The following is a 10133-nucleotide window of genomic DNA, read 5'->3' as shown; positions in this document are numbered from 1 at the left end:
GTCTACACCCTCGATTGTGAAGAGCCGGTTTGTGTCGAATCAGCCGCGCGTCTGCGAGCGAGCGAACGGTTTGCGAGACCGTCGCGGGGGCCTTCGCAAGCCGCTCGGTGAGCACCGTGACGCCGACGCGGACTCGCTCTTCATGCTGCAGAATCCAGATCGTCTTGAGATAGGGAATGATCGTGGCATCACGCGGGGTCGGCACGGATGCTCCTTCACGGTGACGACGCCACTGCATATTCTCGTACGTTGCGATGGCGTCGCTGGCGGAGTCGCGTGGCCACGAGCACGACGCTGAAGACGACTCCGTAGAACACCGACATGCCTGCACTGGTCGCGGCGTCGAGCACATACGCGACCCAGAACCCGGCGAGTGCCCCGGTGACGGCGATCCCCGCGGTGAGGGCGATCATCACCGGCAGGCGCGTGCTGAGCAGGTACGCCGTAGCTGCGGGCACGACGACGAGCGCGATGACGAGGATCGCACCCGCGGCGTTGAACGCGGCGGTGACGGTGACCGAGACGAGGAACATGAAGGCTGTGTTCAGCAGCCCGGATCTGATGCCGAGGCTGGTCGCGAACTGGGCGTCGAAGGTCGTGACCTTCAGCTTCGAGTAGAACAGGCCGAGGAAGGCCAGGTTCACGAGGAGCACGGCGAGCATCACATACAGGTAGACCGGCCCCCAGGAGACCCCGCCGATGATGAGTTGCTCCCAGGCGGCGAGGTTGAGATCCCCCACGAGTACGGCATGGGTGTCGAGGTGGACGTTCGCGAAGTTCAGGGTGACGAGGATCACGCCGCCGCTGAACAGCGCCGGGAAGATCAGCCCCTGCGAGGCGTCGCCGGTGAGCAGCCCGGTGCGGGAAAGCCACTCGCTGCCGAGCACCACGATGAGACCCGCGAGCGCGGCGCCGAGGATCAGCAGCGGGGAGTCGAGGTTGTGGGCGAAGAAGTAGCCGACGACGATGCCGGGCAGTACCGCGTGGCTGATGGCGTCGACGAGCATCGAGTTCTTGCGCAGCACGACGAACACACCGGGCAGGGCGCAGGCGAGGGCGGTGACGACGGCGAGCAGGGTGGTGCCGAGGACGAAGCTCATCGGAGGGCTCCTTCCGCGGGTGCGGACGCGAGTAGTAGTTCCCGCTTCAAGGCCGCGCGTGCGCGAGTGCGGGAGATGGCTCGGGTGATGATGCTGCGTCGGGGCGAGAAGAGCAGCGAGACGAGGAAGATCGCGAACAGCGTGAGCACGATGAGCGGCCCGGTCGGCACCCTGCCGAGCACGATCGACAGGTACGCGCCGACGCCGCTGCCGACCGCGCCGAACAGGCCGGAGAGCGCGACCATGCCGGGTAGCGTGCGCGTCCACTGACGGGCCGCGGCCGGCGGGGTGACGACGAACGCGACCATGAGCACGAGACCGACGGCCTTCACACCGATCACGGTGGCGATCACAATGGTGGCGAACATGAGCGTGTCGATCGTGCGCGCCCGGAACCCGAGCACCGTCGAGTGATCCGGGTCGAAGGTGTGCAGCGCGAACTCCTTCCAGAACACCAGCATCAGGGCGAGGGCGAGGGCGCCCACGGTGATGCTCGTGGTGAGGTCGGCGATCGTGATCACGGAGGCGTTGCCGAAGAGGTAGTCCTGGATGCCGCCCTTGCCCGGGAAGGCCCCGTTCGCGATGATCCGCATGAGCAGCATGCCGCCACCGAAGAAGACCGTGAGCGACACCGCCATCGCGGTGTCGATTCGAATCTTCGACACCCGGGTCACACCGTTGGCGAAGAGCACCGCGAGCGTGCCGACGATGACCGCACCGATGATGAGTGCGATCATGTTGCGGCCGTCCGCGCCCAGCACGACGACCGCGGTGAGGAACGCGAGCAGCGTGCCGGGCAGCGCCGCATGGGAGATCACATCGCTGATGAGCGACTGCTTCCGCAGATACGCGAAAGACCCCAGCGCGCCGGCGACGAGCCCGATCGTCATGGTGCCGAAGAACACCATCCGGTAGGTGTGATTCCCGAGGAACTCGATCAGGCTCACGACGCGAACTCCAGGAACGCATCGTCGCCTGCCGTGACCTCGTACGCGGTGCGGATGTTCTCGCACGTGAACGATTCGTCGGCCGGCCCCGAGGCGACGACGCGGCGGTTCAGCAGGGTGACGTGGTCGCAGTAGTCGCGCACAGTGGCGAGGTCGTGGTGCACGATCACGACGGTCTTCCCCTGCTCCCTGAGCGTGTGCAGCACGGAGACGATGGCCTGCTGGCTCTTCGCATCGATCCTCTGGAACGGCTCGTCCATGAAGTACAGATCCGGGGCCTGCACCAGCGTACGGGCGAGGAACACGCGCTGCCGCTGCCCGCCCGAGAGCTCCCCGATCTGACGCGAGGCGAGATCCGGGATCCCCGTCTGCTCGAGGGCCGCAACCGCCCGGGCCCGTTCGCGCTTCCCGGGGCGGCGGATCCAGCCGAGGGAGCCGTAGGTGCCCATCGTGACCACATCGAGCACGGTGGTCGGGAAGTCCCAGTCGACGCTGGTCGACTGCGGCATATAGCCGACCCGCTTCCGCGTGCGCGCGAGAGGCTGCCCGAAGAACTCGGAAGCGCCGGTCAGAGGCCTCACGAGGCCGAGCATCGCCTTGATGAGCGTCGATTTGCCGGCTCCGTTCGGCCCGACGATCCCCATCACCACCCCCTGGGGCACCGCGAAGTCCACGCTGCGCAGCACCGGCTCCGCGCGATAGGCGACGGAGAGGCCCTGCGTGCTGCAGGCGAGTGCGGTGTCCGGGGAGGCCGGGGTTCCGATGGGAGCCCCGGCCGTGTGAACGATGTTGGTCACGGTCACTGCCCCGCGGTTCCGAGGGCCTCGGCCACGGCGCGGGCGTTGTGCGAGAACGCGCCGATATAGGTGTCCACGCCGGAATCCGCACCGAGGGAGTCCGCGAAGAGCTCCTCGCCCGAGACCTCGACCTGCCAGCCGAGCGACCGCACGGCCTCCTTCAGGCTGGTGATGGCCTGCGGGTTGGCCTGGTTGTCCTGGAAGATCACCGGCACCTCGTTGTCTGCGATGAGCTGCGCGAGCTCCGACAGCTCCCCGGCGCCGAGCTTGGCCTCGGTCGAGACGAAGTCGGTGGCATGCACCTCGAGGTCGAAGGTCTGCCCGAAGTAATTGAAGGCGTCGTGCCCGGTGATCAGGATCCGCGGCTCGATCTTCCCGTCGCCGAGGAGTTCGCGAGCCTCTGCGACCGCGGCATCGATCTCGGCGATGTACGCCTCGGCGTTCGACGCGTACTCGGCCGCGCCCGCCGGGTCGATCTCGCCAAGCTTGTCCGCGACGTATCCGACGACGAGCGACCACGCTTCGGGGCTGTTCCAGACGTGCGGATCATGCAGCGGGTTGCCCTGGTCGTCGGTCTCGGGCCAGTCGAGCAGCAGATCCTCCGGGAGCTGGTCGCCCACGGCGAGCTGCCGGTCGCCGAGGCTCTCGAGCTGGTCGATCATCTGCGCCTCGAGGTGCAGCCCGTTCCAGAACACCACGTCGGCGTTCTGGATCGTCTCGATGTCCTTCGTCGACGGCTGGTAAGTGTGCGGATCGCCGCCCGGGCCGACCATCGTCGTCACTTCGGCATCGGGGCGAGATTCGCGACCGCGTCAGCCAGGTAGCCGGTGGTCGCGTAGACCTTGAGGGGATCGCCGTCGCTACCGGATTCGGGGGTGCCGGTATTCGCGCAGGCGGTGAGGCCGAGCGCGGCGAGCGCGGCGATCGCGGCGATCGCGATTCCGGTGAGGAACTTCCTGGTGATCTTCAAGAGATGCAGCCTTCCTGTATCAGTGGGTGTCGGGGTGTGTGGATCCGGGGCCGGATCCGGGATGCTCGTGGTCGGCCGAGGCCGCTTGTGCGGTGAGGGCGGCGCTGAGGGATTGGTGGGCGTCCCAGATCTCGCGCGGCACATCGGGCAGGCCCTGGAGGTGCTCCTGCCGATGCTGCACTTCCTCGGTCCAGCGCTTCGTGTCGATTCGCAGCAGCCGGTCGAGATCTTCTGCGGGAATATCGAGGCCGGTGAGATCGAGCTCCTCCGCTGTGGGGAGGACGCCTACTGGCGTGGGGTGCCCGTGGGCGTCGCCTGCGCGGTAGCGGAAGAGCCAGTTCAGGGCGCGGAGGTTCTCGCGGTAGCCGGGCCAGAGGTAGTGGCCGTCTTCGGGGTCGCGCTGGAACCAGTTGACGTGCGCGAATACCGGCAGATCGGTGAGCTGCCGGAGCAGGGTCAGCCAGTGCTGGGCGTAGCGGCCTTCTGAGTAGGAGAAGAAGGGGCGCATCGACATGGGGTCGTATCTGAGTTGCCCGTCGACGCCCTCGGCGGCGAAGGTCGCCTCCGCTCCCAGGGTGAGGCCGTCGTAGACGCCGATCGCGAGGTCGTCGATGGCGCGGATCAGGGGTTCGCGGTCGCGGGTGCGGCCGCCGAAGATGATCGCGTCGATCACGACCCCTGCCGGGTCTGCGGCGTCTGCGGCGAGGTTCGGGATGCGTTCGAGGGGGATCGTTAAGCGGCTGTTCGGATGCGCCCACGGAGCATCCTGCTGGTCGGGGCCGCGGTCGGCGATCGGGGCTCCGGTCCAGTCGAGCCACCCGTCGAGTTCTGCGGGAGGCTGCGGGGTGAGGCCTTCCCACCACACCTCGCCGGTGAGCTGGTTGTAGGCGGTGTTGGTGAAGATCGTGCCGGAGCCCTCCGCGATCGCGGCCATCGCCGTCGGGTTCGTACGCTCGTTCGTGTCTTTCGCCACCCCGAACGCGCCGTTCTCGGGGTTGATCGCCCGCAGGCGGCCCTCGTCGTCGATCCACATCCAGGCGATATCGTCGCCGTAGAAATCGACCCGGTACCGGTCGCCGAGCGCGTCCGGCGGCAGGGCCATCGCGAGGTTGGTCTTTCCCGACGCGCTCGGGAACCCGCCGCAGACATGAGTGGTGGCGCCGGTCTTCAGGTCGCGAATACCGAGCAGGAGGAACTGCTCCGCGAGGAACTTCCCCGAGGAATAGCCGTCGTAGGAGGCCTGGCGGAGGCCGTGTGCGATCTTCCCGAGGAGCGCGTTGCCGCCATATGCGGAGCCGTAGTGGAGAATCGTGCGCTCATCCGCGATCGTCGCGAACAGGCGCGCATCCTCCGGCGTGCCGTGCCCGAGCGAGTCGGGATCGCCGGTGACCTGCACGCCGCGCACGAAGAAGTCCGGGTCGGAGAGCCCGTCGAAATGCTCGAGACCGACGCGGGTCATGCGGATCATCTGCAGCACGACCTTGCGATCATCAGTCAGCTCCACCCCGGCCGCGTAGGCCGCGAGCGGAGTACCGGGCGGCGCCATCAGGTAGGGGACGACGTACATCGTCTTCCCGCGAGACGCCCCGCGCATCCGCTCGGTGATGAGCGGCTTCACCTCGCTCGCTGGCTGCCAGTTGTTGTAGCTGCCGCGATCGGCAGATTCCGAGGTTGCGACGACCGTACGCTCCTCGGAGCGGGCGGTGTCCTTCGGATGGGATCTAGCGTAATAGCGGCCCTCACCTGCGGGCAGGAGTTCACCGGCGGCGAGGGCTTCGCCGATGAGCCGGGCGTCATCGACCGCCGAGACGAGTTCGATCCGGTCGGGCTCGGTGACCCGAGCCCACTCCTCCACGAATGCGCTGATGCTCTCGTTCCGAATCTCAGCAGGAATCTGGATCCTGGTCGGATCGCTCATCGCACAACCTCACTCATTCTCGATGGGCCGTCCTCAGCCCGTGTGGATTGGTGACGCGCCCCGCCCGCACCTCACCATGATCTGCGCGTCTAACTCTAATGTTCGTCTATACGTAGTTGCAAACATGGGCGTGTCGTAGCCACGCCCCCACGGATCGTGCTAACACTAGATCTAGTTCCACATGAGCCAGCAACTACCACATGTTGGGTTCTTGATTGCGAGAGGAATGATGCGTGTATGAGCGTGAAACACCGGGTTCCGGGGCATGCCGCCCCGGAAGTGCGGGCGCTCGAGGGGCTGGAGTCGCCGGATCTGGTGTTCTTCTCGAGCGTGTCGGAGAACACCAGGCGATTCGTCGACCGGCTCGACCGTGACGCGGCACGGATCCCGTTGCGGCCCCGGCTGGAGGGCATGATCCGGGTGTCCCGCCCGTTCGTGCTCGTCCTTCCCACTTACGGCGGGGGCGAGCAGGCCGGAGCCGTGCCGAAGCAGGTGATCCAGTTCTTGAACGACCCTGCGAACCGGGCCCTGATCCGCGGCGTGATCGCGGCCGGGAACACGAACTTCGGCGAGCACTACTGCCTCGCCGGACCCATCATCTCCGCCAAGTGCCGGGTGCCCGAGTTGTATCGCTTCGAGCTCCTCGGCACCGACCGCGACATCGCCCGCGTGAACGAGGGGCTCCCCGAGTTCTGGGCGCACCAGACCACTGTGCTGAACCAAGCCACCGAGCTGAACGAACCGAACGAGAAGGAAGTCGCATGACCATCACGGAACCACCTGCCTCCCCTCCCAGCGAGACCGCCGCTACCCCGGCTCGTGGCGGGATCGGCGAGCGCAAGGACTATCACGCCCTGAACGCGCAGCTGAACCTGTTCGCACCGGACGGGTCGATCCAGTTCGACAAGGATCGCGAGGCCGCCGACGCCTACCTCACACAGCACGTCGCACCGAACACCCGACGGTTCGGTTCCGTGTGGGAGCGCCTGGAGTGGCTGATCGCGCACGACTACTACGAAGAGTTGTACCTGCGTGCCTATGACCCGGACTTCGTGGAGTTGCTGCATGAGCGGGCGTCGGGTGTCGGGCACCGTTTCCAGACGTTCCTCGGCGCGTTCAAGTTCTTCACCTCCTACGCGCTCAAGACCTTCGACGGCGCCAGCTACCTGGAGGGCTTCGAGGAGCGCGTCGTCGCAACGGCACTCTTCCTCGGACAGGGCAATGCGGAGCTCGCCGCGCGCCTTGTCGACGAGATGTTGTCGGGTCGGTTCCAGCCGGCGACCCCGACGTTCCTGAACGCGGGCAAGGCGCAGCGCGGCGAGCTCGTCTCGTGCTTCCTGCTGCGCCTCGAGGACAACCTCGAATCGATCGGCCGCAGCGTGAACTCCGCGCTGCAGCTCTCCAAGCGCGGCGGCGGAGTGGCTCTGCTGCTCACGAACCTCCGCGAGACGGGCGCCCCGATCAAGCAGATCGAGAATCAGGCCTCCGGTGTGGTGCCGGTCATGAAGATCCTCGAGGATTCGTTCAGCTATGCGAACCAACTCGGCGCCCGGCAGGGTGCGGGCGCCGCGTACCTGCATGCCCATCACCCCGACATCATGCGGTTCCTCGACACCAAGCGCGAGAACGCCGACGAGAAGATCCGCATCAAGACCCTCTCCCTCGGCGTCGTGATCCCGGATATCACCTTCGAGCTGGCGAAGCAGAACCGCGAGATGCATCTCTTCAGCCCCTACGACGTGCTCCGCGAGACCGGCATCCCGCTCTCTGACCAATCGGTGAGCGACCGCTACGAGGAGTTCGTCGCGAACCCGCGCATCCGGAAGACGACGATCAGCGCTCGCGACTTCTTCAAGACCCTCGCCGAGTTGCAGTTCGAGTCCGGCTATCCGTATGTGCTCTTCGAGGACACCGTCAACCGCGCGAACCCGCTTCAAGGGTGGGTGAACATGTCGAACCTCTGCAGCGAGATCCTCCAGGTCAACACCCCCTCCACCTACGATGCGGCGATCGGCTACGCGGAGGTCGGACGGGATATCTCCTGCAACCTCGGATCGCTGAACATCGCACAGACAATGGCGTCTCCCGATTTCGGGGCGACGGTCGAGACGGCAGTACGAGCGCTCACGAGCGTGTCGGATCAGACCGATGTCGACGCGGTGCCCTCTGTTGCAGCAGGGAACGCGGCGTCGCACGCGATCGGGCTCGGGCAGATGAACCTGCACGGCTACCTCGCCTCCCAGCGCATCCACTACGGCAGCGAGGAAGGCATCGACTTCACCGACGCCTACTTCCGTGCTGTCGCCTACCACGCGCTGCGCGCCTCGAACCGGCTCGCGATCGAACACGGCGAAGCCTTCACCGGGTTCGAGCAGAGCGACTACGCTGACGGCACCTATTTCGACCGCTACGTCGCCGAGGAATGGCGGCCCGCCACCGAGCGCACGCGCGACCTCTTCACAGCGGCCGGGATTGCGCTGCCGAGCGTCGCCGACTGGGAGGCACTGCGCGATTCGATCCGGGAGCACGGCATCTATAACGCCTACCTGCAGGCGGTGCCGCCGACGGGGTCGATCAGCTATGTCAACTATTCGACGGCGTCGATCCACCCGATTGCGGCGAAAATCGAGATCCGCAAAGAGGGCAAGCTCGGCCGGGTCTACTACCCGGCCCCGCACATGACCGACGACAATCTCGAGTTCTTCGAGGACGCCTACGAGATCGGCCCCGAGAAGATCATCGACACCTACGCCGCCGCCACCCAGCACGTCGACCAGGGCCTCTCGCTGACGCTGTTCTTCAAGGACACGGCCACGACGCGAGATATCAACCGGGCGCAGATCTACGCCTGGCGCAAGGGCATCAAGACGCTCTACTACATCCGCCTGCGGCAGCTCGCCCTCGAAGGCACCGAGATCGAGGGCTGCGTCTCCTGCGCCCTCTGACCCCACCCGACTAACTCAGAAAGACCACCAGCATGACCAGCATCGCTTTTGATCGCCCGCTCACCGAACTCTCCGTCACCCCGCCCGCGTACCGTCACGATCCCGCAGCACGCCTCAGGCCGATCAACTGGAACCGTGTGACCGACGAAAAGGATCTCGAGGTGTGGAACCGGCTCACCGCGAACTTCTGGCTCCCCGAGAAAGTGCCTCTCTCGAATGACATCCCCGCCTGGCAGAAGATGAGTCAGGAGGAACGCACCCTCACGATGCGGGTCTTCACCGGCCTCACCATGCTCGACACGGTGCAGGCCACGGTCGGCGAGATCTGCCAGATCCAGGATGCCCGCACCGAGCATGAGGAGGCCGTCTACACGAACATCGCGTTCATGCAGTCCGTCCATGCCCGCTCGTACTCCTCCGTGTTCTCCACGCTCACGTCCACGCCGGAGATCGATGACGCGTACCGGTGGGCGGTCGGCAACGACCTGCTGCAGGAGCGCTGCAAGAAGGTGCTGCAGCACTACTTCGGCCCCGACCCGTTGAAGCGCAAGGTCTCGTCGACACTGCTCTCCTCGCTGCTGCTCTACGCCGGCTTCTACCTGCCACTGCACTTCTCCGTGCACGCCACGCTCACGAACACCGCCGACATGATCCGCCTGATCCTGCGCGACAAGGCCGTGCATGGCTACTACTCGGGATACAAGTACCAGCGCGGCCTCGAAACACATTCGCAGGTCGAACAGCACGAGATGCGCGACTTCACTTACGCACTGCTCGAAGAGCTGTACGAACTGGAGCTGCAGTATTCGGGTGAGCTGTACGAGCCGCTCGGACTCATGGACGACGTGGCCGTATTCGTGCGCTACAACGCGAATAAGGCGCTCATGAACCTCGGCTACCCCGCCCGCTTCGCGTATGAGGAGACCGAGGTGAACCCCGAGATCCTCGCCGCGCTCTCGCCGGGCAGCGATGAGAATCACGACTTCTTCAGCGGTTCAGGGTCGAGCTACGTCATGGGTAAGGGAGAGGACACGACCGATGCCGACTGGGATTTCTGAGCCCGCACCCGCGCCGATGCCGCGCCCCGACGACGGTGCCTGGCTTGAGACGATCGCACTGTTCGAGGCGATCCGCGAAGGCAACCAGCCCGCCGCTCACCGACTCCTGAGCAGCAGCGCGAAACGTGACGCCGTACTCGGAGGCCTGTTCTCCATGCTCGGCGTGTTCCTCCGCGGCGAGGACGCCTCAGGCCGGGCAAAGCTCGACCACTTCATCGAGGCCTCCCACCGGGCGGGGCCGCCGCCGGCATTTGGAGCGCGCCCGTTCCTCCCACCCATCGGCTCCTGAGCCGCCGACAGGCGTTGTCAGCTGAACCGTCGAAAGAGAGCACCACCTATGACCAAGCACGTCAGCGTGATCGTCGGGATGGGCTGACCCCGTTTCGTAGGTCCAGTCG

10 protein-coding genes and 1 pseudogene are annotated in these 10133 nt (G+C 66.0%); 4 read left to right on the top strand and 7 right to left on the bottom strand.

The annotated features are described in order from the left end of the window. The 7 genes and pseudogenes from HMPREF2863_RS12070 to HMPREF2863_RS06860 form a co-directional block, all read right to left on the bottom strand. Positions 1-205, bottom strand: a pseudogene (locus HMPREF2863_RS12070) (hypothetical protein); the annotation flags it as partial. 10 nt (positions 206-215) lie between these two features. Continuing rightward, positions 216-1100, bottom strand: a complete 885-nt coding sequence (locus HMPREF2863_RS06880) for a metal ABC transporter permease (RefSeq protein WP_067190814.1) — start codon at positions 1098-1100, stop codon at positions 216-218. After that, positions 1097-2047 (bottom strand): metal ABC transporter permease, encoded by a 951-nt coding sequence (locus HMPREF2863_RS06875; protein ID WP_067190812.1) that lies wholly within the window; start codon positions 2045-2047, stop codon positions 1097-1099. The genes HMPREF2863_RS06880 and HMPREF2863_RS06875 overlap by 4 nt, the downstream gene beginning before the upstream one ends. Beyond that, complete coding sequence (locus HMPREF2863_RS06870) at positions 2044-2733, bottom strand: metal ABC transporter ATP-binding protein (RefSeq protein WP_246828849.1); 690 nt, start codon at positions 2731-2733, stop codon at positions 2044-2046. The genes HMPREF2863_RS06875 and HMPREF2863_RS06870 overlap by 4 nt, the downstream gene beginning before the upstream one ends. A 113-nt stretch (positions 2734-2846) precedes the next feature. After that, positions 2847-3617 (bottom strand): metal ABC transporter substrate-binding protein, encoded by a 771-nt coding sequence (locus HMPREF2863_RS06865; protein WP_245232189.1) that lies wholly within the window; start codon positions 3615-3617, stop codon positions 2847-2849. A gap of 5 nt (positions 3618-3622) precedes the next feature. Then, on the bottom strand, positions 3623-3814 hold the full coding sequence (locus HMPREF2863_RS12065; RefSeq protein ID WP_168165769.1) for a hypothetical protein: 192 nt from the start codon (positions 3812-3814) through the stop codon (positions 3623-3625). Between the two features lie 19 nt (positions 3815-3833). Beyond that, complete coding sequence (locus tag HMPREF2863_RS06860; RefSeq protein WP_070639014.1) at positions 3834-5732, bottom strand: phosphoenolpyruvate carboxykinase (GTP); 1899 nt, start codon at positions 5730-5732, stop codon at positions 3834-3836. A gap of 237 nt (positions 5733-5969) precedes the next feature. On the opposite strand from HMPREF2863_RS06860, the gene nrdI reads away from it, so the two are divergent. From nrdI to HMPREF2863_RS06840, 4 genes are read left to right on the top strand one after another with little or no spacing between them, the layout of a single operon-like run. Then, complete coding sequence (gene nrdI / locus HMPREF2863_RS06855) at positions 5970-6497, top strand: class Ib ribonucleoside-diphosphate reductase assembly flavoprotein NrdI (RefSeq protein ID WP_067190808.1); 528 nt, start codon at positions 5970-5972, stop codon at positions 6495-6497. Further along, positions 6494-8677 (top strand): class 1b ribonucleoside-diphosphate reductase subunit alpha, encoded by a 2184-nt coding sequence (gene nrdE, locus HMPREF2863_RS06850; protein WP_067190807.1) that lies wholly within the window; start codon positions 6494-6496, stop codon positions 8675-8677. Before nrdI ends, nrdE begins: the two co-directional genes overlap by 4 nt. Before the next feature lie 32 nt (positions 8678-8709). Next, a complete protein-coding gene (nrdF, locus tag HMPREF2863_RS06845) occupies positions 8710-9735 on the top strand; it encodes a class 1b ribonucleoside-diphosphate reductase subunit beta (protein ID WP_082739834.1) in 1026 nt (341 codons plus the stop codon). Beyond that, the gene (locus HMPREF2863_RS06840) at positions 9716-10024 is read left to right on the top strand and encodes a hypothetical protein (RefSeq protein ID WP_067190805.1); all 309 of its coding nucleotides are present in this window, start codon (positions 9716-9718) and stop codon (positions 10022-10024) included. The genes nrdF and HMPREF2863_RS06840 overlap by 20 nt, the downstream gene beginning before the upstream one ends. Positions 10025-10133: the final 109 nt, after the last annotated feature.

Origin of the sequence: Micrococcus sp. HMSC067E09, assembly GCF_001812555.1 — a bacterium.
Classification (GTDB): domain Bacteria; phylum Actinomycetota; class Actinomycetes; order Actinomycetales; family Micrococcaceae; genus Micrococcus; species Micrococcus lylae.
The sequence above is the reverse complement of the archived record's forward strand: the minus strand, read 5'-3'. Positions and strand labels throughout refer to the sequence as shown.